19 protein-coding genes and 1 pseudogene are annotated in these 23,543 nt (G+C 68.8%); 9 read left to right on the top strand and 11 right to left on the bottom strand.

Translation table 11 applies throughout. The features are described 5' to 3' along the window. Window positions 1–109 precede the first annotated feature (109 nt). From ACGF4C_RS31805 to ACGF4C_RS31795, 3 genes are all read left to right on the top strand, one after another. Entirely contained in the window at window positions 110–694 is a 585-nt protein-coding gene (locus ACGF4C_RS31805; protein ID WP_393570931.1) for a hemopexin repeat-containing protein, read from the top strand. Between the two features lie 116 nt (window positions 695–810). Then, entirely contained in the window at window positions 811–1,539 is a 729-nt protein-coding gene (locus ACGF4C_RS31800; protein WP_393570929.1) for a DUF6333 family protein, read from the top strand. A 132-nt stretch (window positions 1,540–1,671) separates the two neighbouring features. After that, a complete protein-coding gene (locus tag ACGF4C_RS31795; RefSeq protein WP_393570927.1) occupies window positions 1,672–1,869 on the top strand; it encodes a hypothetical protein in 198 nt (65 codons plus the stop codon). A 305-nt stretch (window positions 1,870–2,174) separates the two neighbouring features. Here the strand turns inward: ACGF4C_RS31795 and ACGF4C_RS31790 are convergent, their stop codons facing one another. Next, window positions 2,175–3,620 (bottom strand): oxygenase MpaB family protein, encoded by a 1,446-nt coding sequence (locus tag ACGF4C_RS31790; protein ID WP_393570925.1) that lies wholly within the window; start codon window positions 3,618–3,620, stop codon window positions 2,175–2,177. Window positions 3,621–4,327: 707 nt separating this feature from the next. Further along, window positions 4,328–5,605, bottom strand: a complete 1,278-nt coding sequence (locus ACGF4C_RS31785) for an MFS transporter (protein WP_393570923.1) — start codon at window positions 5,603–5,605, stop codon at window positions 4,328–4,330. 1,312 nt (window positions 5,606–6,917) lie between these two features. Here ACGF4C_RS31785 and ACGF4C_RS31780 point away from each other — a divergent pair. Further along, on the top strand, window positions 6,918–7,568 hold the full coding sequence (locus ACGF4C_RS31780) for a LysE family translocator (RefSeq protein ID WP_393570921.1): 651 nt from the start codon (window positions 6,918–6,920) through the stop codon (window positions 7,566–7,568). A 484-nt stretch (window positions 7,569–8,052) separates the two neighbouring features. On the opposite strand, the gene ACGF4C_RS31775 is transcribed toward ACGF4C_RS31780, so the two are convergent. Continuing rightward, window positions 8,053–8,883, bottom strand: a complete 831-nt coding sequence (locus ACGF4C_RS31775; RefSeq protein ID WP_393570919.1) for an SDR family oxidoreductase — start codon at window positions 8,881–8,883, stop codon at window positions 8,053–8,055. A gap of 82 nt (window positions 8,884–8,965) precedes the next feature. Here ACGF4C_RS31775 and ACGF4C_RS31770 point away from each other — a divergent pair, with 82 nt between their 5' ends. Together ACGF4C_RS31770 and ACGF4C_RS31765 are read left to right on the top strand one after the other, a co-directional pair. Continuing rightward, the gene (locus ACGF4C_RS31770; RefSeq protein ID WP_393570917.1) at window positions 8,966–9,907 is read left to right on the top strand and encodes a cupin domain-containing protein; all 942 of its coding nucleotides are present in this window, start codon (window positions 8,966–8,968) and stop codon (window positions 9,905–9,907) included. Window positions 9,908–10,133: 226 nt separating this feature from the next. Continuing rightward, window positions 10,134–10,202: pseudogene (locus tag ACGF4C_RS31765) on the top strand (transposase); the annotation flags it as partial. Window positions 10,203–10,238: 36 nt separating this feature from the next. Here the strand turns inward: ACGF4C_RS31765 and ACGF4C_RS31760 are convergent. The 4 genes from ACGF4C_RS31760 to ACGF4C_RS31745 all read right to left on the bottom strand — a co-directional run bounded on the left by ACGF4C_RS31760 (window position 10,239) and on the right by ACGF4C_RS31745 (window position 15,693). Then, a complete protein-coding gene (locus ACGF4C_RS31760; protein ID WP_393570915.1) occupies window positions 10,239–11,363 on the bottom strand; it encodes a DUF2993 domain-containing protein in 1,125 nt (374 codons plus the stop codon). Between the two features lie 204 nt (window positions 11,364–11,567). Continuing rightward, the gene (locus ACGF4C_RS31755; protein ID WP_393570913.1) at window positions 11,568–13,106 is read right to left on the bottom strand and encodes a hypothetical protein; all 1,539 of its coding nucleotides are present in this window, start codon (window positions 13,104–13,106) and stop codon (window positions 11,568–11,570) included. After that, window positions 13,106–14,287, bottom strand: a complete 1,182-nt coding sequence (locus ACGF4C_RS31750) for an FAD-dependent monooxygenase (RefSeq protein ID WP_393570911.1) — start codon at window positions 14,285–14,287, stop codon at window positions 13,106–13,108. The genes ACGF4C_RS31755 and ACGF4C_RS31750 overlap by 1 nt, the downstream gene beginning before the upstream one ends. Before the next feature lie 578 nt (window positions 14,288–14,865). Then, a complete protein-coding gene (locus ACGF4C_RS31745) occupies window positions 14,866–15,693 on the bottom strand; it encodes a class I SAM-dependent methyltransferase (RefSeq protein WP_393570909.1) in 828 nt (275 codons plus the stop codon). Window positions 15,694–15,764: 71 nt separating this feature from the next. On the opposite strand from ACGF4C_RS31745, the gene ACGF4C_RS31740 reads away from it, so the two are divergent. Next, window positions 15,765–16,403 (top strand): TetR/AcrR family transcriptional regulator, encoded by a 639-nt coding sequence (locus ACGF4C_RS31740; RefSeq protein ID WP_393570907.1) that lies wholly within the window; start codon window positions 15,765–15,767, stop codon window positions 16,401–16,403. 358 nt (window positions 16,404–16,761) lie between these two features. Here ACGF4C_RS31740 and ACGF4C_RS31735 read toward each other — a convergent pair whose 3' ends face one another. Beyond that, window positions 16,762–17,304 (bottom strand): DUF4232 domain-containing protein, encoded by a 543-nt coding sequence (locus ACGF4C_RS31735; RefSeq protein ID WP_393570905.1) that lies wholly within the window; start codon window positions 17,302–17,304, stop codon window positions 16,762–16,764. Between the two features lie 338 nt (window positions 17,305–17,642). Then, the gene (locus ACGF4C_RS31730) at window positions 17,643–18,218 is read right to left on the bottom strand and encodes a CGNR zinc finger domain-containing protein (protein WP_393570903.1); all 576 of its coding nucleotides are present in this window, start codon (window positions 18,216–18,218) and stop codon (window positions 17,643–17,645) included. Window positions 18,219–18,321: 103 nt separating this feature from the next. Between ACGF4C_RS31730 and ACGF4C_RS31725 the strand changes: the two genes are divergently transcribed. Both ACGF4C_RS31725 and ACGF4C_RS31720 read left to right on the top strand, forming a co-directional pair. Further along, a complete protein-coding gene (locus ACGF4C_RS31725; protein ID WP_393570901.1) occupies window positions 18,322–19,494 on the top strand; it encodes an epoxide hydrolase family protein in 1,173 nt (390 codons plus the stop codon). Window positions 19,495–19,880: 386 nt separating this feature from the next. After that, window positions 19,881–21,311 (top strand): cellulase family glycosylhydrolase, encoded by a 1,431-nt coding sequence (locus tag ACGF4C_RS31720; protein ID WP_393570899.1) that lies wholly within the window; start codon window positions 19,881–19,883, stop codon window positions 21,309–21,311. Window positions 21,312–21,428: 117 nt separating this feature from the next. Here ACGF4C_RS31720 and ACGF4C_RS31715 read toward each other — a convergent pair whose 3' ends face one another. Together ACGF4C_RS31715 and ACGF4C_RS31710 are read right to left on the bottom strand one after the other, a co-directional pair. Next, a complete protein-coding gene (locus tag ACGF4C_RS31715) occupies window positions 21,429–22,634 on the bottom strand; it encodes an FAD-dependent monooxygenase (protein ID WP_393570897.1) in 1,206 nt (401 codons plus the stop codon). Window positions 22,635–22,652: 18 nt separating this feature from the next. Next, entirely contained in the window at window positions 22,653–23,510 is an 858-nt protein-coding gene (locus ACGF4C_RS31710) for an alpha/beta fold hydrolase (RefSeq protein WP_393570895.1), read from the bottom strand. Between the last annotated feature and the right edge of the window lie 33 nt (window positions 23,511–23,543).

Below are 23,543 nucleotides of genomic sequence, written 5' to 3'. Positions count from 1 at the left end.
CCCCGGCGGGACCTGAGCCTTCTACCCAGTTCAGTGACGCACCGGCTGGCGGCTGCGCTCCGTATCCCGTCCCGCGCGTGGCAAACACCCACAGAGAGGTGTCCGAGCGATGGTCACAGCACCAGTGCTATGGAACAACAGCAAGGCCTACCTGTTCGACGGCGGCAACTACTACCGCTACGACGTGGCCACCGACAAGGTTGATCCGGGCTATCCGAAACCGATTTCCAGCGGCTGGCCCGGCCTGTTCACGTCCCGGGTCGACGCCGGTGTGGTGTGGAACAACGGCAAGGCGTACTTCTTCCGCGGCTCGGAATACGTCCGCTACGACATCGCTGCCGACAAAGTCGACCCCGACTACCCCAAGCCGATCTCCAACGGCTGGCCCGGCCTCTTCACGGACCGGATCGACACCAGCGTGGTGTGGAACAACGGCAAGGCCTACTTCTTCCGCGGCTCGGAATACGTCCGCTACGACATCGCCGGGGACAAAGTCGACCCGGGCTACCCCAAGCCGATCTCCGGCGCTTGGCCCGGTCTTTGGACGTCCGACCTCGACGGTGGCGTGGTGTGGAACATCGGCAAGGCGTACTTCTTCCGCGGCTCGGAGTACATGCGCTACGACATCGCCGGGGACAAGGTCGACCCCGGCTACCCGAAGACGATCTCCAGCGGCTGGCCGGGCCTTCCGTAGGTGCGCTCGTCACCTCCTCCGGCTGTCCCACCAACCGCGGCGACGGCCCCAGCGCACCAGGGGGGGGCAGGCTGCCGGCCGCCGGTATCCGATGGCCACGCCGCTACCGTGGCCTCATGCCCCACAACACGTTCTGGACCGTGCCCGCCGATCGCCCCACCACCGGCAGCGGCACCCGCTACGAACTGACCGTGCTCCTCCCGCCGTTCGACGTCGATGCGGCCGACCTTCCGCCCAACGGCGCCGCCAAGGCCGCCGAATTCGCCCGGTCGCTCGACACCGTCGATGACGTGATCGAAGACCTCGGCCCCCGCAAGCAGAACGACACCTTCACCGTCTCCACCCGGGCCGAACTGGACGTGGTGCAGGTGGGGATGTGGGGGAACCTCATGTCGATCTCCGACCCGGCATTCGTCGATGATGGCAACGACATGCCGCTTCTCGCCGAGGCGAACCGGCTGCGCGAGCGCTTCCCCGACGCGCGGATCGTGGGACGGGTGGAGGTCCACTGCGGCGCCGAGCACACCGAAGACCTCGTGTGGCTGCCGGACGGCACGATGTTCCACGCCTGCGGCTGGCCCGGCGATGAGCCGTTCGTGGTCGTCGGCGACCCGCAAGCCGTGATGGCTGCCCTCGGCATCACCACGGAAACCCTGGAAGACCTCGACGTGTTCTTCGACCTGGACGACGAGCCGAACCAGAACGATTGGGGCGCCCTCGCAACCGCGTGCCTCCGGGACGCGGACCCGTGGGGAAGCTCTGTCCTGGACGCCTCGTCACTGCGGGTGCGGCACAGCGAGGACGCTACCAGTCACATGGAATCGCTGTACTTCATCAGCGGCTGATCGGCCGTCAACTATGCGAGATATTCCGGCGGGTGGCACCGGAGGCTCGCCGTCGTGGCCTCAGGGCAGCGGACGGCGCAGGCATGGTGACCGGGAGGCGCCGGCGGTGCTCGTGTTCGGAGCCACGTCTGGATGCTGGGATGTACCTGGCAGCAGTTGCCGTCCGCGTCGTTCGGCCCGTCCGGAGCGAGGGTCCACCGGCGCTGTGCCGAGTGGACGAAGGCGCGGGTCTGTGCCCAGCTCCATTGCCTGGCCCTTGAGGAGCTCGGCTTCCGCGGTGAGTTGGACTGGTTCCGTTGCTGCTCGAAGGCGGCCATCATCGCCCCGTAGGTCTGCTGCCCGCGGGCTGGGCATTCCGGACTGGCCAGGTACCGGACGTTCTTCTCACGGTGCCGCCTTCGCACCTCGTGCCACCGGCGGCCCACTCCCAGCCTGGATTGTGGGCGCGATGCGTATCGCCTCGGCGCCCACCACCGGGTCAGAGACCGCGAGCGCGACGACGCGACGCTCTCTTCCCGGCCGCCAAAAACACGCATCAGGCTCCTGCGGGCACCGCCACTGAGCTGCCAAAGCCATCAAGCCATCAGACCATCAAGCCACCGGTGGCCGGCCCGGCACTTCGTCCTCCTCGGCCGCTATGGGCGTCCGAGGAGTTGGCTGCCGGCCGTGTTGTCGGTGCGGGCGGTGAAGTAGTCGGTGAACGCCTGGATGAATTCGTCTTCGGTGATGCGGCCGTCTCCATCGTGGTCGAGCTGGCGGAAGCCGTGGTTGAGCTCGGCGGGGTGGACCCGGGAGCCGCCGAAGATCGTGCGGTACTCATCGGCGCACAGGTGTCCGCTACCGTCGGAGTCCGCAGCGTGGAAGATCGCCCGCAGCGCGATATGCAACCCCTGCTCCAGATAGCCCGGCCCGGCGTCGATCCCGGTGAGCATGGCGGTGACGAACTCCTCGCAGGTGACCTGTCCGTCCTTGTCAGCATCCATGCCGGCCCGCAGGTGCTGCCACCAGGTCTCAAAGGCGGCATAGACGGAGGCTTCACGCTCAGGGGTGAGTTCGAGCGGCCAGCACACGTTGTGCGCCATGGCCTGCAAATCGGTGGAGCTGATGCGGCCGTCGCCGGTCTGGTCGAGGACCTGGCGGAAGAACGTCCGCAGACGCGCCGGGCGGCCGTCGGCACCCTTGCGGCGGCGTGGTGCGGGAAGCCGGACAGGGCTTTCCTCCGGCGGAGAAGGACGATCGGTGGAGGCGGTACGAGGCTGCGTAGTTGAGGAGTTGCCCGTCAGTGGGGTGCGGTAGCGACGGTGCTCGGGCAGCGCATTCATCAGCACGCGCATGCCACGATGCAGGACGAAGGACAGCAGGGCCGCGCGGCGGGTGCGGGGCAAGTCGAAGCGCACGCGGAAGGCTTCCGGCAGGTCCGCGATGGTCAGCGCACCGATCACGTGGGCGGCCACCGTGCGCACAAGCGGCCAGGCCGGCTTCAGGTGACCGAGGCGGCGGGGTGCGGGTGCTTCACGGAGCATGTCGAAGAGCAGGTAGCGCACGGGTTCGCTGTATTCGAGACGCTCGCGGATCGTACGTTCCATATACGCGGGCACGTCCGCGGCCGTGGTCGGGAACAGGTCCTCGGAGAGGCCGAACTCGCTACATACCGCACGGAATTCTCCGTACATCTGATCCAGTTCAGGCGGCGCCAGCGGGCGTCCGGACAGTTCCCGCATCGCCGTCATGCACTCGTACAAGGTGACCAGCACCCACACCCGAACCGCCGGGTCCAACGCCGTGAACGGCCTGCCTTGGTCGTCGGTCCCGGCCAGACGGCGGTGCGTGCGCTCAAGACGGGCAACCTCACGGCGTAGCCCTTCACGGTCGGCGAAGAACAGCCGCTTCCCGCTGTCCATGGTGTGCTCAATGCGCCGCCATGGGTGCGCGCGGTAGGTGGAGAAGTTGGCCATGCCGGCGGCGACCGCCGGATCCGCGGTCTGCAGAACCAGCAGTCGCCACGCCACCAACCCGATCCGCCACTCCCCCAACGTGCGGCGCAGCAGCGAATCAGGACCAGGAAGATCAGCGGTAGCCAAGGGGACGTCTCCTCAAGCACGTGTACCGGAATGAGCAGGGGATGCCGAAGAGCGATCATCCGGCTATCCGCCCAGCCCAACGGTCCTACCGGAATCCGGGAGCGGCCAGGTTCCCGAATTCACCCATCCGAGACACGCCACAGGGCCGCAGGGCCACAGGGCCACAGAATCGGTCGATTCAGACACGGCCTTCTGCCGGGCCGTCTCTACCCAGGCACGACTTTCCGAGCAGAGCGGCCTCTTCTGGGAGCCGCGAGCGTCCGGTGGGAATTCACACAACTCAGGACGGGGGAGGCGACGAACACCCTGCGCAACCCCTGTCGTGAAGGGAACGCTTCCAGGTCCTCTCTCCAGACCTTCTTGAACAAGCAAGGCAACCAAGGAACTTGGGCATACGCCCTGGTTCCGGCAAGGTTGCGGTGGACGTGGCCGGGTGTTGCTCGCGGGCCCGTTGACGGAAGTCGCCTGGTCAGTGGCGCTGGCCACCCAGACCGCCAACGTCCGCTCGATGCGCCTCCCGGCGTAGTTGGGTTTCACTGAGGTGGAGCCGTTCGAGGCCAACGGCACCGAGCAGTGGTGCGGCGAATGCTCCCCGTTCGGCAGCCCGCTGACCGCTCTCCCCCATCGAGACGGATACTTAGCGGGCTGCGTGGACTCGCCTTCCGTACCAGCCTTTCCCACCTTCAGAACGCCGACCGGCGCCGGCGTCAGCCCTGCGGCAGTCGGGGATGTTGATCGTCCTTCGGAGCCTCCAGGGCGGCTGCTTCCTTCCGCGCAACCTGTGGGTGTGCCTGCCGAGCGTGCTGGTGGCGTTGTGCCCAGCGGACGGCGAGTGGTGCTGCCAAACCCGTCAGGGTGAACAGCGCTCCCGTGGCATACCATCCGGGGCGGCCCCAAGTGATGCAGAGGGAAATGAGCAGGGCCGGGCCGAGGGCTTCGGCCAGCCCGGCGCCGAGGCCGAACACACCGAGGTACTGGCCGGTGGCGTGCTGGGGGGCGAGGGCGAAGGACACTTCGAAGCCCGCGGCGGAGTGCCACAGCTCGCCGATCGTGTGGATCACCATCGCGGCCATGAGCAGCGTGGCGGCGGCCCACGCCGGTATCCCCGCGGACAGGGAGATCAACGAGCAGGAGACGAGAAAGGCCACCCCTGCTCGGCGGTAAGCGGCTCCGCCGGCCGCTGGGGAATCGATGCTGCGGCTGGCTCGTATCTGGAACGCGATGATGATGACGGTGTTGATGAGCATGGTGCCCGAGATGAGCCAGCGCGGGGCGGTGGTGGCGGTGACCAGCCAGAGTGGGACGGCCACCGTGAGCACCTTGAACTGGACGGCCATGATGCCGTCGAGGGCGGTGAGCAGGAGGTAGGGGCGGTCCCGCAGGGCGATCCAGCGGGGTCCGCTGGTGGTGGGGACAGGTTTGACCGGCGGCAGGTGGATCAGGATCGCTGCGGATGCCGCGAAGGCAACCGCGTTGCCGATGACCAGGAGTCGGTAGGCGGGGAGGGTGCCCACCTGGACGGCCCAGCCCGCCAGCAGGGCGCCAAGGGAGATGCCCACGTTCGTCACGGCGCGGAGATAGGCGCGGAATGCCTGCCGTCGGTCCCCTCCGTAGCGCCTGATGAGGGGACTGCGTGCGGCCAATCCGGCCGCTTTGGCGCCCGTGGCCGTGCCTACCGCGAGGGCGAACAGCCAGAAGCTGTCTGCCAGGAGGAAGCCGGCAGTGGCCAGCGCCTGGACGACGAGGGTGAGCGCATAGACACCGCGTGCCCCGTGTCGGTCCGCGAGATGACCAACGGCGATGCCCACGGCCAGCGAGAGGACACCGGCGATACCGAGTCCGAGGCCCACCTGGGTTGCCGGAAGGCGGACGGCCTCGGTGAAGTACAGGACTCCAGCGGTCAGATAGAGGCCACTGCCCACGGTGTAGACGAAGTTCGAGGCGGCGAGGACGCGCTGTGGTCCGGATTCCGGCATCAGGGGCATAAAGCGGCTCCGCATCCTGGGTCGACCGTAAGGACTGGTCACTGGTCTTGCGCTTGTCGAGCGCGGGGTCCGGTTCAGCGCTTCACCTACGAGCTGCGCAAGTCGTGTCGGGAGGCCGGAGGGCCCACTTATCGGGCGATGGCGGGAATGGCGCCGTACACGGCCACAACCAACACCCCACCGTGCCGATTGCCATGCCCGGGAGCGACCGGCGCGGTTGCGGCGCGACGGCGGGAGCGGTCAGCGGGTCTTGAAGGACTTAGGGAGGGCGGCTCTGGCCTCCCAGGTGCCGCTCCCTCAGCACACGGACAGCACCGGGACCGCGTCGTCGCCCTCGGTAGCGACCGAGAGGAACAGCCTGTTCCTTGATGGGGTAGGGGTTGTAGCCGCAGTGGTTGTAGTTGCAGTGGTTGTAGTTGTAGTGGTTATAGATGGTGCGCTTGGCAACGTTGGCTTCGGCGGCGACCTCCCATCGCGCCAATGCCCTGCACGAAGAAGGCGGAGGCGGCCTGAGTGAACGTGGCGATGCCGAGGGCAACCCACCGGTATCGCCACGCGCCGACGGTCAGCCGTCTGCCGTTGCTCTGCATGCCGATCACCTTGATGTAATGGACTTATACGGCTCAACCCTTACGGCACGGACCTCGTGAACCTGGCCGCGGTGCTGGCCAATCGGCGTCCGGTGAGCGCCCAGGGACTCGGCACTCGTGGAGCGCCAGGAGCTCGGCGATCGCTGCCGCGCAGCGGGACTGACGCTGGACACTCCGTCACGCCGCAGCATCTCCGCCGACACCCCACGTACCGGGCGGCAGCGCTACTTCTCTCCCCCCGGTGCGCCAAACCGCTACGCGGTACACCGGCACCGAGCGCGAGCCACACCGTGAACCAGCCGTCATGCAATCCCCCGTTCTCAAGGGACTGTTACAGGAGCAGGCAGGTGGGAGGCAGTTGAACATCGACGCGAAGCTCGCCTACGCTCATGGATCGAGGGCCGAAGTTCTTGCTGCTGCCGGAGGCCGTCGCCTCGCACCGTGTCTGGCCCCGGTCGGTGCTTTGACGCTTCGGCATCGACGGCTTCTTGATGTCCGCGCGAACTGAACGCGGCAGCGGGCGTGGCTCCCAGCGGCTACCAGGTGCGTATCTGAGCCCGGGGCCGCATCAACCAGGCACCTGTCCTGACCCATCGCCGGTTTCGACCTTGGTGACAGTTGGCGTAACGCGGTGACAGCTGTCTCGGCTCGGAACACTGGGCCGCACACGGCCGTGAGCTGCTAGGTTGCACCCGGGCGAACATATATACGGAGGCAGTGCTGTGATCGGGCTGGGAGCGATAGCGGGGATCGCGGTGGTGGAGCTCGGCATGGTGCTGACGCCAGGGCCGAACATGATCTACCTGGTCTCCCGCTCGATCGCCCAGGGCCGCCGCGCGGGGCTGACCTCGCTGGCCGGGGTATGCCTCGGCTTCCTGGTCTACCTCTTCGCGGTGTCCGCCGGTATCGCCACAGCCTTCGCGCTGGTGCCGGAGATCTACCTGACGATCAAGCTGGCCGGAGCGGGTTACCTGCTCTGGCTGGCCTGGAAGGCCGTACGACCGGGCGGCCGATCCGCTTTCGCGACCCAGGAGCTGGCGCAGGACGGGTCCCGCAAGCTCTTTCTGATGGGCTTCCTCACCTGCCTGCTCAATCCCAAGGTCGCCATCCTCTACATCTCGTTGCTTCCGCAGTTCGTCGACCCGGAGCGCGGCCATGTCGGCCTGCAGGGGCTGCTGTTGGGGCTGACCCAGATCGCGGTGGGGGTAGCGGGCAACGCGTTCTTCATCGTGACGGCCGGCTCCGTGGCCGGGTTCTTCGCCAGGCACCCGCTCTGGCAGCGCCTGCACCGCTATGTGATGGGCACGGCGCTGGCGGGCTTCGCTGTCAAGATCGCCACCGAACGAACGGGCGCCGTGGTCGCCCTGCGCTGACAGCTGGGCATGTGCAGGGCGACCACTGCAGGTGAGTTGACTGGTCGGTAGCTGATGCTCCTGCGAGAAGATCTTCGAGACCTCATGCGGCGCCTGTGGATGCACCGGGATATCCGGGACGAAGTCCACGAGGAATTCCTCAAATGGCCCTGTTGCCTGATCACCTACCGATGCTGCCCGAGCACTGTGTTAGCTCCTCTTGGAAGTGCTCTCCATTGGTGAGGTGCCTGCGGAGGAACGGTGTTGCTCCGAGTAGCAGAAGCGCGAAGGCGGTCAGCCGTTGCAGGTACCGGGCTGGGCTGGACTGGGCTGGACTGGACAAAGAGGTCGTCGGCTGGACCGGCCCGGAACGCGCTCGGCTTTGAGCACCGGCACCGCGCCCCAACCAGGACGGCGACGGCTCGTTCGACCTGCGCTTTGGTGTGGGCAAGGCAAGAGGACCACTTCGGTACTCGATGTGGCGCTGCTCGACCTGCCCGGACGTTCAGTTCCAGTGGCCCGCGGCGGCGGTCTCGGTGACGAAGGTTTCGAATGTCCTGGGGGGTCGGCCGAGGGCTCGTTCCACGCCGTCGGAGAGCGCGGCGCCCGTGCCGTTCCGGATGGCCACCAGCAGCCCCGTCAGCAGCCGGGCGACATCGGGTGAGGCGCCGGCGCCGACCTGGCGCTCGACGAAGTCCGCCGGATCCACGTCGACGTGACGGACCGGACGGGCGGTGGCTCGGGCGATGAGGTCGGCCGCCTCACCGAAGCTGATCGCCCGTGGGCCGGTCAGCTCGTAGATCCGGCCGCTGTGGCCGTCTTCGGTCAGTGCCGCCATGGCAACTTCGGCGATGTCCTCGGCGTCGACGAACGGAGTGCGCCCGTCACCCGTGGGCAGGGCCAACGTGCCGGCGAGAATGCCGTGCCGCCAGGGTCCCTCACTGAAGTTCTGCGCGAACCACTGCGGCCGCAGGATGGTCCAGTCGACGCCGGAGGCGCGCACGGCCTGCTCGGCGGCGTGCAGGGGATGGCCGTCCTCGCCCGCGCGTGGGGCGGACAGCAGCACCAGGCGGCGCACGCCCGTGGTGACCGCCTCGTTCACCAACTTCGGTATGCGCGCCTGGTGGTCCGTGCTCCTCGACAGGTTGGGCTCCACGAGGTAGACGGCAGTGACGCCGTCGAGTGCGGGCGTCCAACTCGCCGGGTCGTCGAGGTCGAGGCGGACGTCGCCGCCGGTGCGGGAGGCCGTGCGGACGGACAGGCCGGCGGCCTTGAGGCGCCGGGTGATGCGGCTGCCGGTCTTGCCGGTGCCGCCGAGGACAAGGATGGTCTTCATGCCGTCCAGACAACCCCAGGAGCGCATGGACGATCCATGGGAGAACGTCCCCACTTCCTTTGTGTTCGTCTAGCGTTGGGGCGTGGACGTCCTCAGCGATCTGCTGCACCGGGCCCGGGCCAGGAACGCGATGGTCAGGCAACTGATCCAGCGACCTCCGTGGTCGCTGAGCTTCACCGACCCGCCACCGCTCACGGTCGTGACCACGCTCGCCGGTCATGCGTCGGTGTGCATCGACGACACGGACACCGCACCGGTACGGCTGTCGGCGGGCGACATCGCCCTCATCACCCGCCCCCGCCGGTACACGATCGCCGACGACCCTTCCACCCCGCCCCAGGTCGTGATCCACGGGCGGAGCAAACGCGTCGTCGACCGGTCCACACAAGCGCCGGACACGCAGCGGAGCCTGGCTCCCCGCACCTACGGCGACGGTCTGCCCGGGGCCACGATCATGCTCCGCGGCGCCTACGACCTCAGCGGCGACGTCGGCGACCGCCTCCTCGGCATGCTGCCGCCGCTGGCGGTCGTACCCGCCGGGCCCGCGACCCGGGCGGCACTGGACCTGCTCGCCACTGAGGCCACCCGCGACGAACCCGGTCAGGACGCCGTGCTGGACCGACTGTTGGACCTCTTGCTGGTGCTGGCGTTGCGGGCCTGGTGGGCCGCAGCGGAGGCGGCGCCCGCCTGGTACCAGGCGCTGTCCGATCCGGTGATCGGCGAGGCGCTGCGCCTGCTGCACGAGCATCCAGCCCGCCGGTGGACGGTCGCCGAGCTGGCCGCCCGGGTCGGCACGTCCCGTGCGACCTTCGCCGCCCGCTTCACCGCGCTGGTCGGCGACCCTCCGCTCAGCTACCTCACCAGCTGGCGTATGTCCCTGGCGGCGGACCTGCTGCGGGACGCCGATACGACCGTCGCCGCCGTGGCCCGCGAGGTTGGATACGAGGATCCCTTCGCCTTCAGCGTGGCGTTCAAGCGCAATCGGGGCGTCAGTCCCTCGGTCTGGCGCCGCCGGACTCACTGATACGGCACGAAGAGGTATCCACCCGGGGGCACCCGACGCCCAGCTAGGCAGTTTCGTTGGAATAGTCGGTCGTTGGTCCGGGTCGGGGGTCGGGGGTCCGGGGTCCGGGCTCCGGGTCCGGGGTCCGGGGTGGCATTAACTGATGTGCACTGAGCGCGATTCGTGCACGTGGGAGCAGGCCTTCGCCGCGTTGACGGCCCAGGCCGACGCCAATGAGGACCTGACTTGGGCCGTATCGGTGGACTCAACGATCCTGCGTGCCCACCAGCATGCGGCCGGGGCCCGCAAAAAGGGCCCCGGCCGCAGAGCCAGCAGCTTTCGTCAGAGCCAGTCAGCCCACCGGCACGTCGTTGCCCGTCAGCTGTGCCCGAATGCCGTTCTTGGTCACGGAGATGTCGCGTAGCCGAATGTCGCCCGGCAGGTTGTCCGGCAGCTGGGCGGAGAACTCCATCTGCTGCGCGACCTTGGGCTCCCGGAGCTTCTGCAGGCCCTGGATGAGCGAGGGATCGATGCCGGTGGGCTTGAGCAGCGACGGATGGTCCACGAGCGTGTCCAGTACGGGCCCCTTCATCATCTGCTGCGGAAGGACGTGCTTCCCGGTCGCCTGTTGCAGCTCGTCCTCGTCCATCTTGTCGGCGACCGGTGCAGTCAGCTGCACGCCACCGCCCTTGCCCGGTACGTACGTGAGCACGCCGGGTATCACCACGCGCGTGTCCTGCACGGTCATGCGCAGGCCGCGGTCCCCGGTGCGCCGCAACTGCGCACGTCCCCGGATCTGGGCCTGCTTGTCGCCCACTGGCAGGTCGCCGCTGGCCAGCACCGTGTTCTCCGCGGGGGCGGGCCTCAAGTGGATCTGCGACGCGCCGACTTCGCGGTTCAGGTCCTGGAAGTCCAGCCGAACGTCACCGCGCACCCGGCTCAGCACCGCGCCCTTGACCGAGGACGGCAGGCTGCCGACGATCCGGATGTTGTCCACCGTCCCCTTCACCTGAGCGACGGAGACCGGCCCGGCGTCGACGTCGGGGACGTTGACCTCGACGTGGTCGATGTCGCCCGCGAGCACCTGCCCGATGAACGGGAAGCTGTCGATGTGCACTTCGGGCTCGGCGTGCAGCTTCAGCGCCTTCTGCACCTGCTGCGCCGCCAGGTTCTCCGCGTAGAGCACGGCCCAGCGGTCACCGAGCGCAAGAAACGCAAGAACGACGGCCAGCGTGACGACCACCTTCGCGGTCCTCCGCACGATCCGACGCGGCTGGCGCTCGGCCCGTGGGTGCTCCTTCTCGTCTCCGATGATCGTGTGGTCGTTGCCGGTGCCTGTAAGGGAGTCGGCGCCCACGGTGTGGCCCTGGGCCGACGGCTCGTCCGGGCCCGGGTTGTCCGAGGCCGGTCCGTCCTGGGCAGCACGGCTCGCGGATACCCGCGCCATGGGGTCTGCTGAAGGTTCATTGGAAAGCATCGCCACCATGCGATCACAGCCCGGGTACTCGAACCAAGTCGTGCACAGTCCAAGTTGTGCGCAGTCCAAGTTGTGCGCAGCCCAAGTTGTACGCACTCCAGGTTGTGCACAGTCTTCGAGAGATCACGCCGGTGCCCAAAGGGCCAACCGCATACAGCTGCCTGGCTGTTGGACCAGTGGTGGACCGCTCCCCCGGGCGGCCCGTCAGTCTTTCGGCCTCGCCGGCACCCTGGCGCAGAGGTAGGGACGCGCGAGCAGCAGGCCGGTGCCGGTCATGGCGATGCCGAAGTAGACCGGCGCGAGGTGGAGGAAGTCCAAGTAGTGGATCGCGCCGTGCACTACGACAGCCGGCAGGAAGCCGGCGGCCGCCGCCGCGGCCAGGGTCCAGAAGACCCAGGCTTCACCCCGCCGCCAGCCCCAGGCGCTGAGCAGGACGATCGCCACCGCGGCGGCCATCAGGGCGCCGCCGAACCCCGCGCGGTCGTGGGCGACGAACGGCACAAGCCGAGGGCTCACGGCTTCCAGCGTCTGCGCGCTGGTGCCCAGGAAGGCCAGATCACTCGGCACGAAGACACCGGTCAGACCGACCACCGAGATCACCGCTCCGCCGACGAACAGCCCCGCTCCCGTGACGATCAGCAGCAGCTGGCCGACCAGCGCCCGTCGGCGTTCCGGCTCCGGCCCCTCGGGCGCCAGCCGCCACCGCGGTGCATGCGGGGTCCGCCGGACCGCGGCCACGAACATCGGGAACAGCACGATGACGGTGGCCGTGTGCAGGGGTTCCACGAAGCCGGTGGCCAGGAAGTAGAACAAGGTGGGGAAGCCGATCAGCCCCGAGAGCAGATACACCTCGCGGGCCCAGGGCCAGCCGCGTCTCATCCCGCCCAGGGCAAGGCCGGTGTAGAGGGCGCCGATCGCCACCATCGTGCCGGCCATGGTGATCCGGTCGTGCTGGAGGAAGTGCACGAGGTGGTGGTTGGCGGCATGCAAGTCGTGCAGCGTCATGCCGAGGTAGTCACGGTCGTACCAGAGCAGCACCGGCCCCAGGGTGATTGCCGCGGCGCCGAGTCCGGCGCCCGTCATACCGAGCCCGACGAGCAGTGCCCACCACCAGGCGGGCCAGCGGCGAGGAGCGCGGCCGACGTCCCGCAGCCGCGGAGCGGGCGCGGTGGGCGTGGCCGCCTCGGTGACCCGTGCGAACCAGCCGGGCCCGGCCTCGACGAGCACTCCGGGCCGGGCGAGCACGACGGCCCCCGGCTCCTCGAGCGCGGCGGCCGCGGCGGTGACGGACGGGTCGGACACATGCACCACGTGCGGGTCGCCGCTGCTGGTGAACCCGTCGACATGGGACTTGAGGGCGGCCTCCGCCTCCGGATCGCACACGCGGGCCACGACCGGGATCGAGCGGCCGGCAACGGCCTCGCGTACCGTCTCGACGTCGGCCGCCGAGACGGGAGCCACCTCGACGACACCGGCCCCGAGCGGGTGCATGGCGCGCACCGCCTCGCGGGCGAGCGAGGGCGGGACGGATATGCCGACCCGGACGGTCACGGGCACGCCGGCGATCTCGCCCGCGAGCCGCTCCGGTGGATGGCGGTGGCCGAATCCCCGGGCGATCAGCCGCGCACCGGCCGGACGGGAGCCGATCGACGCCAGCAGCCGCAGTGCGGTTCGCTGTGAACGGCGCCGGCCGACGGCGGCGGCCGCCAAGCCGCGCAGCGGGTGATACGTCCAGTCCGGCATCAGTTGCTCTCGCTCTCCGTCGCGGTCACCGGGTCAACGGGTGCGGTCCAGCTGAGCACCGGCCTCATGGAACGCAGCGTCGCCCCCATCGGCGTCAGCCGGGCGGCCGTGTCGCGCAGCAGCACCGCAGGCGGCCACGACAACTGGCCGATCGCGCCGAGCCGGGCGGAGCGGCGCGCGATGGCCTGCGTCCGCGGGCGGCGCAGCAGGTCGTACGAGCGGAGCGCGGCGGCCACGTCCGGGGTGCCGTCGAGGCAGTGGGCGAGGGTGACCGCGTCCTCAAGTGCCTGGCACGCGCCCTGACCCAGATTGGGGGTCATGGCATGGGCCGCGTCGCCCAGCAGCGCGACCCGGCCGCGGACGAAGGAGGGCAGCGGCGGCAGGTCGTACAGGTCGTGGCGGAGCACCGCGTCCGCGGGGACGGCGGCCAGCAGGGCGGGGACGGGATCCGGCCAGGACCCGAACCTGCGCAGCAGTTCGGCGTGCTCCGACGAGCCGGAGGTCGTTCCCGCCGGCAGCGACGCGGTCGCAAAGCAGTACATCCGGCCGCCCGGCAGTGCCGTGTGGCCGAACCGCTCCCCGCGCCCCCAGGTCGCCGCACCTTCGGCGGGCGGCTCGGCGAGCGGCTCGGTGACCATGCGCCAGGCGGTGTAACCGGCGTACCGGGGGCCGGCCGCGTCGGGCCACAGCGCGCGTCGTACCGCACTGCGCAGTCCGTCGGCGCCGACCACGAGATCGGGCCGGGACGCGCCCCCACGGTGTTCGACGACCAGACTGTGGTCGTCGTCGCGGACCGCGGACACCTCGCTGCCCGACCGCAGGCTGTCGGCAGGCAGCGCCTTGCTGAGCACCCGCAGCAGATCGGCGCGGTGCAGGACCATCAAGGGATGGCCGAAGCGGCGTGCCAGCTCCGCGTTGTCCGTACGGGACAGCCAGCGGCCCCGCCGGTCGCGTACGCCGCCCGTGCCCTCGACGGCACCGTACGCCCGGACGGCGTCGGCCAGGCCGAGCACCTCCAGCGCGTGCAGCGCGTTCGGCCAGAGGGAGATACCGGCGCCGATCTCGGTGAACTCCGGGGCACGTTCCAGCACTTCGACGCGCCAGCCTCGGCGGTGCAGGGCGATGGCAGCCGCGAGGCCGCCGATCCCACCGCCGACGATGGTCGCGGCGCGCTGCGGCATGGGTCCTCGCTCTGAGTTCGGGGGCGCCGCCCCTGGTCACGTGACGGTCGGTCCGGTGCTCTGGCGGCATGCAATGCGACGCAGGCCCGGCTGAGCAGCGCCTCATAGCAACATGTCGACAGAAGCATGTCAACAGCCTGTCAACGTGCCGAGGGGCGCGGACCTGCGTGGGAAGGACTGGCTGGAGCTCCTTCCTCTTTGCTTCGTCGAGATCATGTTGTCGCGCCGACCATACGGTCCCGGATTGGAATCACCACCGGGACCATGCCCGCCACCCTCCCGCACACCCCTTCAACAGCCGCTGAAACTGCCGCTGTAACTGCCGTATCCGCAGACAAGTGAACGCCTCAGCCCACTGCGCATCAGCCCCAACCCCCCATCCATCCGGGCAATATGTCCGGATCACGGCCGGCCTTGTGCAACACGCTTCAACGGCTGTCTCGCAATGATCATGGAGTCCGGGAAAGGCACAAGGGCACGCTGCTGTGCGGCAGCACGCCCTTGTCTGCGGAAGCCGGGGGACCGCGCGCCCAACCTGACGCGACCTCGGCCTCACATACTTGGCGGAGCGGATGGACTCAGGCGGCGTCAGCGCGAACGGCGGTCGCGGCCAGGGTGGTGTAGTTCATCGTGAAGCGTCCGCCCAGGGAGTCGATGGCTTCCCCGACCGCGTCCAGTATCTCGGCCAGCTGATCGGGACGGAGTTGGGTGAGGCCACCGGTGGTGGGTAGCAGGTCCAGCCAATGGTCGCGGGTGTAGGACTGCTCCCGGTCGAATCGCCACTGTTCGGGATCGTTGAACCGTTCGGTCTCGCGGATCTTGTCGGCGACCTTCGCGTATGCCGCCTGGTAGAACTCGAGCGGACGTCGGGCCGGTTGGCCGTTGAGCGGGGAGTCGGGCGCCGCCCGCCGGTAGGCAACGGCGAACGGTTCGGCCACCTCGGCAGGCGGCTCGTAGACGTGCCCGAAGATCGCCAGCCGTCCCCCCGGGCGCAGCACACGTGCCGCTTTCAGGGCGCCGGTGGCCGGATCCACCCAGTGCCATGACTGGGCGGCGATGACCGCGTCGAACGTCCGGCCGGCCGACTGCCAGGCTTCAAATGCCGCCACCTCGACCTGCAGGCCACGGGCTCGCGCGAAGTCGGCCATCCGCGCATCGGGTTCGACGCCGAGCACGGTGCAGCCGGCGGCCTGGAACTGGCGGGCGGCGATGCCGGTGCCGCAGCCGACGTCGAGCACGTCAGGCCCGGGACTTCCGGCGACGATCCGCGCCACCAGTGCCTCGGGGTAGCCGGGTCGGGCTTGGTCGTAGCGTTGCGCGTCCATGCCGAAAGATTCGGCCATCCGCCGGGCCTTGTGCGGCTCCGCCGGAGACGGTTCTGACTGCTCTCGCGGTAAAATGGGCATGCGCCCACCTTAGTGGGCGTGCGCCCACTGGGCAAGAATGCCAGCAGAGTGACGCACGAGAGGATCTGTGAGTGCCGACTGGGGTGCACCTTCGCGACGCGCGACAGCAGCTGTTCGACGCCGCCGAACGCATACTTCTGCGAGACGGCCCGAACGGGCTGACCAGCCGGGCCGTCACCGACGAGGCGGGCTGCGCCAAAGGCGTCCTGCATCGGCACTTCACCGACTTCGACGCCTTCCTCACCGACCTTGTGCTCGACCGGGCCGCGCAGCTTGAGACACAGGCGAGTGCGCTGCGCGAGGCCGCCGGCACCGGCACGGTGGCCGACAACCTCACCACCGCGCTGACCACCCTGTTCGGACCGGTTCCGGTGGCGATCATCCCGCTCATCACCTTCCGGGACGAGCTGCGCGCACGGCTGCGACAAGCCAGGCCCGGAGGCGGCATCGCGATCCTCGCCCAGGCCACGACTGCGATCTCCGCTTATCTGGCCGCCGAGCGTGAACGGGGCCGCATCGCGGCCGACGCCGACATCGACTCACTCACCCTCTCCCTGGTCGGCGGTGGGCATCTCCTGTTTGCAGACCGCGATCCCGGCCCGCCGACCACGGCAACCGTCAACAAGCTCGTGACAGCGGTCATCGCCGATGCCGTCCAACGACGACCGGCCTCAAGGCCGTCCGGCGACTCTGTGATCAGCCTTGAGTGAGGGCGAGGTTGTGCCTGGGGGCGACGCAGCTGGTGGCCCAGAAGAACGCCGTCGCCCTTGAGACGGCAGTACCGCAGGAGCTTCCGGTTCTTCATGCGGGCGCTTTTGCCCGTTGCCTGGCGCCGATGGGGCATGAGGACTCCAGTGTCCTGGTAGCCGCCGTCGGCAAGGACAGTCACCTTGCCGCAGGCATCCGCAATGCCGGACTCGGCGAAGGCGGTGCAGTCGTTCCGTGCCTGACTTGGCCAGTGCGCCCAGCACCTCGCGGGCGGCGGCCATCAGCACCCAACATCGCCCCTTGGTCGGGCCACAATCCCCCGTTGCTGCCGCAGCGTGCGCTCAGAGACTGTCCTGTCGGTTACCGCCCCACCGGGTTGAGGTAGGTGCCCGGGTGGGTGGCGCCGTCCTGCTTGAGGATCTGGCCGCCGAACGGCCACTTCAGGCTGAAGTGCTCCGTCTCGTTCGGCGGTGTGACCAGGAACTTCGCCGGAACGAACTTCTCTTTCTGCGGGGTGGACCTGCCCACCGGGAGCAGGGTGATGCTGAAGTCCACCGTGTCCCCCTGCTCCAGGATCATCTTTTCGGGCTTCTTGGAAGAGCGCGCCAGCGACCAGGTGCCGTCGGTCTCCTGAGCGCCGATCATGTCGACACCGGCGAAGCCGGACAGGGTGCAGGTGCGCTTGCTCTGGTTGGTGAACCAGATGTACGCCTGGGTCTGCTTCTCGGTCTGCTCCATCTCCGGCCGCGCGTCCTCCCCCGTGGCGAAGCCGGCCTTCAGGTCGGCGGTGTGGCAGCGGGTCGGCTCAGCCTTGACGGGGGCGGCCGAGGCCGGGACGGCAGCAGCGGCAGTGCTGGCGACGACGACGGTCGCGAGGACCACGGCAGTCAGCTTGCTCTTCATATCAGGTTCCCCTCGAAGACGAATCGGCACGCGAGGTCAGCGCGCGCCCACACACCTGAAGAGGTGCAATGCCCGGGGAAGGTTCAGTGTGCGCGCCCCTTTCGCGACGGTAAGGGTGCGGGCCGGCCAAACCAGTTCGTGTCCTTGGACAGCGAAGTTGTCGACTGTCTTTGACGGTTGTCGACTGTGAGTTGGTGACCTGGCGAGCTTGTCGCTTGGTACGTGTGACCTGACCTGACACTGCTTGCCGATCAGGGACGACACCACCTGGCCCCGGTGCGCCCAACGCGACAGATGTGTCGCAGGCGTGGGCCCACTTGGATGCACCGAGGTATCGATCACTCCGCTGATCTAGGGTTTTTGCGCTGGTTGGCGTTGAAGCGCGCTTTCTTCTGACGGTTCCCGCACGTGTTCATGTCACACCATTTGCGGGTGCGACTTTGACTGGTGTCGAAGAAGGCGGCTTGGCAGGTTGGTGATGCACACAGGGCCAATTTTCCGTCGCGTTCACCCGCGATGATGCTGATCGCGTCGGCGGCGATCACGCCGAGGGCATCTTCCACGCGGGAAGCCGAGCTGAGCCGCCATTGCCGCTTGCCCTCGGGCGTCAGGATCGCTGCGGCCCGGCCCTGAGCACTGCAGTCATTGATGACTTGGACAGCAGATGCGGGGAGAGCGTCCTGGACCGCGGCCGCTGTCGCGGCGGCGTGAATCGACTCCCTCAGTTCCCGAGCGAGGTCGAGCTGGGCAGGGGTGCAGGAGTCCACGGCGAGGCCGCTCACTGTCAGCCAGTCGACGAGTCGCTGCGGCGTGGGAATGCGCTCCACAGCGTTGCCATGCCGCTCCGACAGAGTCCCCGTGAAGCTGGTCGCCAGCACGGTGCCGAGGCGGAAGTCAGGGTATCCAGCACGCATGGAACCAGCTTAGCCGGTTGCAGTGCGGCTCGAAGAACTGCTAGAACCGTCTTAGCCGGTTCGCTACAGGGCGCAGCCGGTTCCGCGATGGCCAGGAGGTCTCATGCCCCGTCCAACCGGCGACGTGCAAGCATTTGAAGTCCACGCAACCGACGCTGACCTCGACGATCTGCGCGCGCGACTGGCCGCGGCGCGCCTGCCGGAGGCTGAGACGGTCTATCGCGCCGCGCCCGACCCCCGCCGATGGCAGCAGGGCGTTCCTCTCGCCGACCTCGTCGATCTCGCGGACTACTGGCGCACCGGGTACGACTGGCGGTCGTTCGAAGCGCGGCTCAACCAGATCGGCCAGTTCCGCACGACCATTGATGATCTGGGAATCCACTTCCTGCACCGCCGATCCCCGCGCGCGGACGCCACTCCTCTGATCTTGACGCACGGCTGGCCAGGCAGCATTGCCGAGTTCATCGATGTGGTGGACGAGTTGGCAGATCCGAAGAATGCAGACGCGCCGGCATTCCACGTCGTGGCCCCGTCGCTACCCGGCTTCGGATACAGCGACAAGCCGGCCACCACCGGGTGGGGAACCGAAAAGATCGCGGCCGCGTGGGTGGAACTGATGGGAAGGCTCGGCTACAGCAAGTTCGTAGCCCACGGCGGCGACTGGGGAGGCAATATCACCACGGTCATCGGCGGCAGGTTCCCGGCGCAGGTTCTCGGCATCCACACCACGTTCGCGGAGGGGCCGCCCGGGTTGACGACGGACGGGCTGACGGCGGTCGAGCGCAAATGGGCCGAGGAAACCCGCCATTTCTGGCGCCACCGCGCGGCGTACGCGAAGCAGCAGGCGACCCGACCGCAGACCATCGGCTACTCGCTCGTCGACTCACCGGTCGGGCTTCTCGCCTGGATCCTCGACAAGTTCGCCGAGTGGTCGGACACCGAAGACAGCCCGTTCGAGACGATTTCCAGAGACCGCATTCTCGACGACGTCACCCTGTACTGGCTGACCCGGACCGGCGCATCGGCGGCCCGCATCTACTACGAAAGCCACAACTCGCTCGACCCCGAACTTCGGGTCGACGTCCCGTCAGCAATCACGATGTATCCCCGCGACGTCGAGAAGTGTCCGCGCGCCTGGGCACAGGAGCGGTACCGGCAGATCGTCCGATGGCGGGAGCCCGAAACCGGGGGACATTTCCCGTCGCTGGAGGTTCCCGAGCATTTCGTCAAAGATCTGCAAGAGGGCCTCGCGGCAGTGCTGGCCGCTCATCGGTGAACGCGGCCGGGTGCCGGCACTCCATCATCCCACACACCGCGACACGAAGATCGGCAGTCGCTCACCATACGCGACCACAAGAAGTCTCTGCGGGGCCGTGACCGCTTCATTCATGGAGTCGACGAGGCCTGGACGGGATCGATGGCGGTTGGCCGGCGAGGCATCGGCTTGCGCGCGCGGGGTTCGAGGCCGGCCAGGGCGGCTCGGACGGTCTGCCAGGTGACGCTGTGCCGTCTGGCCAGGGCCCTTGAAGAAGGAAGCCCCGCCAACTTCCGCCAACTTCTGCCAACCCCCCTGATCCACTGGGAACTTAACCCTCCCGCCAGTAGCATCCGACCGGCCAACAGCACGCCGCCCAAGCAGCCACCCCCGAAAGGGTCTCCGGCATGCGCTTGACCTCCCGCGTCGCCCCCGCCGCCCTCGCCGTGGCCGCCCTCCTGCTCGGCGTCCTCCCCGCGCAGGCCCAGGCTCACCCCGACCGCTCCCCCGACCGCGCGCCCGACCGGGTCACGGTCGGTGACCGCACCTTCATCGCCGACGGCCAAGGCCGCGCGCTCCAGTGGCGCGGCTTCAACCTCGCCGACAAGAGCAGCCGAGGCACCAACGCGTTCGCCGACATCCACGAGAGCGACCTCAAGGACATGGCCGCCCGGGGTTTCAACCTCGCGCGCCTCGCGTTCTTCTGGGACGACCTCGAACCCGCCCCCGGGCACTACGACCGCGGCTACCTCACCAAGATGCGCCGCATCCTCGACTGGGCCGACCACTACCACATCAAGGTCATCCTCGACGCCCACCAAGACGTATACGGCCCCCACTTCGGCTCCCGCGGCGTCCCCGACTGGGCCACCCGCGACGAGGGGTTGCCGTTCTCGCCGATACCCGACGACTGGTTCTCCGAGTACTTCGAGCCATCCGTACAGGCCTCCTTTGACCACCTGTACAAGGACGCCGACCTCCGCGCCGCGCACGCTCGCATGTGGATGACGGTCGCCTCCGCCCTGGGCAGGCACCCGGCGCTGCTCGGCTACGACCTGATGAATGAGCCGTTCGCGAAGTTCCTCGAAGGCGAAGACCTCCCTGCCGCCGCGGGCCGCTTCGAGGCCACCGAGCTCACCGAGCTGTGGAACCGCCTTGCCCAGGCAATCCGCCTGGTCGACCACCGGCCGTGGGTATTCGTCGAACCAACCGTCATCGTCGGTACCGGCGTCCCGACCAAGCTGGGCCGCATCGACGACCCGCACGCCGGCTACGCACCGCACTTCTACGAGACCGCGATGGAAACCGGCGCCGACTACGACCCCAACGGCACCTTCATCCCCGCCTACGAAGCTGCCATCAGCGACTACCCGACCCGTAACCGCATGCCGGTGATCGTGGGGGAATGGGGCGGCAACCCCTACGTTCCACACGCAAGCCAGTTCGTCACCGACATGACGGCCTCCCTGGACCGCTTCTCCAGTGGCTGGACGTGGTGGCAGTGGTGCCGGGGCGGCGGCTACTGCTTCCTCGACCAGACGGGCGCCGCGAAGCCCAACGCCCAGCTGCTCGTCCAGCCCTACGCGCGGGCCGTCGCGGGCGACCCGCTCACGTTCGCGTACGACCCGGCTACCCGCACCTACACGCTCACCTTCCGCACCCGCGACAACGTAAAGGGGCCCACCCGGATCACCGTGCCCAGGGACACGTACCCACGCGGCTACCGTGTCGATGTCCAAGGCAGCAAGGCCAGTTGGGAACACCACGGCCAGACCGTCACCGTGAGCACCCACGGCAGGGCCGGAGCCACCTACAGGGTCACGATCAGCCCGAGGTAGCCCACTCGATTTCTGTGATGACAAGGCCCTGGCGGAGCAGGCCCGCCACCAGCTGACCAGGCCCCGGACGGCTCTCGTCATGGCCAGGCGGCCGGCCCCGCAGAGTGCACACGTGCGTCACAACGACGGCGGGTAGTCGTCGACGGTCATGGAGTTGTGGAGGCGCGCGCTCTTGGTGGTGAGGCGGAGGAGGGCGCGACCGGGCCCCGCGGGCAGGGCCGAGATCAGGCGGGCGCCCTGGGCCAGTCCACGCACGCCGAGGCGTGAGGTGGGGATCAGGGTCTTCGCCGCGCTCAGCGCGGCCGTGCGGCTGCCGCGCACGTGCTCCGCCATCGCGCGCTCGTAGGCGGGAAAGGCGAGCTCGTGGTCACCGCCCGCCCGCGCCAGCTCACCGGCGAGGACGTACGCGCCTACGACGGCCAGGCTGGTGCTACCGCCGACGACCGGGCCGGGGCTGTAGCCCGCGTCGCCGACGAGCGTCACCCTCCCCCGCGACCAGGTGTCCATGCGGAGCTGGGCGATCGAGTCGAAGTAGAACGCCTGGGTGCGGTCGAGCTCGTCCAGCCAGCGGTCCACGTCAGGGTGCAGGCCGTCGAACGCACCGCGCAGCAACTCCTTCTGCCGGAACACGTCGTCGTGGTGGTGGTCGAGCTCACGCTCGCTCCGGAACAGGAACAACGCCCGCGCGTCGTCGAGGTGCCGCACACCGTACATGCCGGCCGTGCGGCCGACGCCGACGTGCATGAGGAGCTCGCCGTCGAGCCCGGAGCCATTCGGCAGGGTCAACACCCCGAAGTGGGCCCCGATGGAGGTGCTGAAGCGGGACTCGTCGCCGAAGACGAGACGGCGCACGTTGGAGTGCAGCCCGTCCGCGCCGACGACGAGGTCGAAGCGGCGCGGCTCGGCGTTCTCGAACCGCACCTCGCCGTCGGGCGAGATCGCGGTGATCGAATCGCCGAAGATGTACTCGACGTCGTCACGTGCGGCGTCGTAGTAGATCTCGCTGAGGTCGTCGCGCATGATCTCGACGTGCTGGTCGGAGGTGGCACTGAAGATCTTGGAGAGGCCCACCCGGACGGGTCGCCGTGCACCCTCCTGATAGACGGTCATTCGGCTGGTGCCGGTGGCGCGCTCCTCGACGCGCCGGAGCACGCCCATCTTCTCCGAGACGTTGATCGCGGGCCGGAACAGGTCGACCGCGTGGCCGCCGGTCTTGCGCGGGGTCGGCGCGCGCTCGACGACGGTGACACGGAAACCGTGCCTGGTGAGCCAGTACGCCAGCACCGGACCGGCGACGCTGGCGCCGGAGACGAGGATCCGCATGGCACTCCTCCTTGTCATTCAGTCCACCCGTACGGCGTGGATCGCGGTGAAGGCCAGGAGGGGCGTGGCGGTCCGCGGGGGATCCTCGAGTACGGGCGAGTGTCCGAGACCGGGCAGCAACTCGACTTCCGCGCCCGGAACGGCGCGGTAGTCGGCGGCGGAGGAGGACCGCCACCTGCGGTCGTCCTCGCCGAAGAGCACCAGTAGCGGCTTGCCGAGGGCCGTCAGACGGTCCGGGAGTGCCTGCTGCTGCAGGTAGTCACGGGTGGCCTGCATCGTTGCGGTGAAGGTGTGGTGGGTCATGCACCGTACGTCGTCCAGGAGTTCTGGTGGCATCTGGTAGCCCGCGCGGCTGAAAGCGGTGCTCGCGAAGCGGCGGATCTGTTCGTCGGTCGGCGGCCACTGCGCGAGTCCGATGGGGGCGGTCTGCGGTGCGATGAAGGCGTCCAGGCTGGGTCCGGTGTTGATGAGGGCGAGCGCGGTCACCAGGTCCGGTCGCTGTTCGGCGACGGCGGTGGCGACCACGCCGCCGCTGGAATGACCGACGGCCACGGCGCGTTCGACGCCGAGCCGGTCCAGCGCCACGCCGGCCCGGCGTGCCTGGTCCGGAAGCGCGTAGCTGCGATCGGCCGGTTTGGCCGACCGGCCGTGCCCGAGCAGGTCGATCCGGATGACGCGGTGAGACGTGGTCAGCAGCGGAACCAGCGGGTCCCACGAGCGGGTCGAGGATGCGGACCCGTGGATGAGCAGGAGTGCGGGGGCGTCGCGGGGGCCGTCCTGGCACACGTGGATGTCGCCGTCGTCCAGCGACAGGGTCGAGCTCTCGGTGGCTTCGGTGCCGCCCTTCACGTGCGGTCCGCCGTCAGAAACAGTCATGAGCCCACTGTCGCCGCCGCCCCCCGCCGGCGG

This window comes from Streptomyces sp. NPDC048197 (assembly GCF_043202395.1).
Classification (GTDB): domain Bacteria; phylum Actinomycetota; class Actinomycetes; order Streptomycetales; family Streptomycetaceae; genus Streptomyces; species Streptomyces siderophoricus.
The sequence above is the reverse complement of the archived record's forward strand: the minus strand, read 5'-3'. Positions and strand labels throughout refer to the sequence as shown.

Excerpts from the sequence above, each read along its gene's own strand:
- ACGF4C_RS31805 (WP_393570931.1), top strand. The coding sequence starts at position 110 with ATGGTCACAGCACCAGTGCTATGGAACAACAGCAAGGCCTACCTGTTC.
- ACGF4C_RS31800 (WP_393570929.1), top strand. The coding sequence starts at position 811 with ATGCCCCACAACACGTTCTGGACCGTGCCCGCCGATCGCCCCACCACC.
- ACGF4C_RS31795 (WP_393570927.1), top strand. The coding sequence starts at position 1,672 with ATGCTGGGATGTACCTGGCAGCAGTTGCCGTCCGCGTCGTTCGGCCCG.
- ACGF4C_RS31785 (WP_393570923.1), bottom strand. The coding sequence starts at position 5,605 with ATGCCCCTGATGCCGGAATCCGGACCACAGCGCGTCCTCGCCGCCTCG.
- ACGF4C_RS31775 (WP_393570919.1), bottom strand. The coding sequence starts at position 8,883 with ATGAAGACCATCCTTGTCCTCGGCGGCACCGGCAAGACCGGCAGCCGC.
- ACGF4C_RS31760 (WP_393570915.1), bottom strand. The coding sequence starts at position 11,363 with ATGCTTTCCAATGAACCTTCAGCAGACCCCATGGCGCGGGTATCCGCG.
- ACGF4C_RS31755 (WP_393570913.1), bottom strand. The coding sequence starts at position 13,106 with ATGCCGGACTGGACGTATCACCCGCTGCGCGGCTTGGCGGCCGCCGCC.
- ACGF4C_RS31750 (WP_393570911.1), bottom strand. The coding sequence starts at position 14,287 with ATGCCGCAGCGCGCCGCGACCATCGTCGGCGGTGGGATCGGCGGCCTC.
- ACGF4C_RS31745 (WP_393570909.1), bottom strand. The coding sequence starts at position 15,693 with ATGCCCATTTTACCGCGAGAGCAGTCAGAACCGTCTCCGGCGGAGCCG.
- ACGF4C_RS31735 (WP_393570905.1), bottom strand. The coding sequence starts at position 17,304 with ATGAAGAGCAAGCTGACTGCCGTGGTCCTCGCGACCGTCGTCGTCGCC.
- ACGF4C_RS31730 (WP_393570903.1), bottom strand. The coding sequence starts at position 18,218 with ATGCGTGCTGGATACCCTGACTTCCGCCTCGGCACCGTGCTGGCGACC.
- ACGF4C_RS31725 (WP_393570901.1), top strand. The coding sequence starts at position 18,322 with ATGCCCCGTCCAACCGGCGACGTGCAAGCATTTGAAGTCCACGCAACC.
- ACGF4C_RS31720 (WP_393570899.1), top strand. The coding sequence starts at position 19,881 with ATGCGCTTGACCTCCCGCGTCGCCCCCGCCGCCCTCGCCGTGGCCGCC.
- ACGF4C_RS31715 (WP_393570897.1), bottom strand. The coding sequence starts at position 22,634 with ATGCGGATCCTCGTCTCCGGCGCCAGCGTCGCCGGTCCGGTGCTGGCG.
- ACGF4C_RS31710 (WP_393570895.1), bottom strand. The coding sequence starts at position 23,510 with ATGACTGTTTCTGACGGCGGACCGCACGTGAAGGGCGGCACCGAAGCC.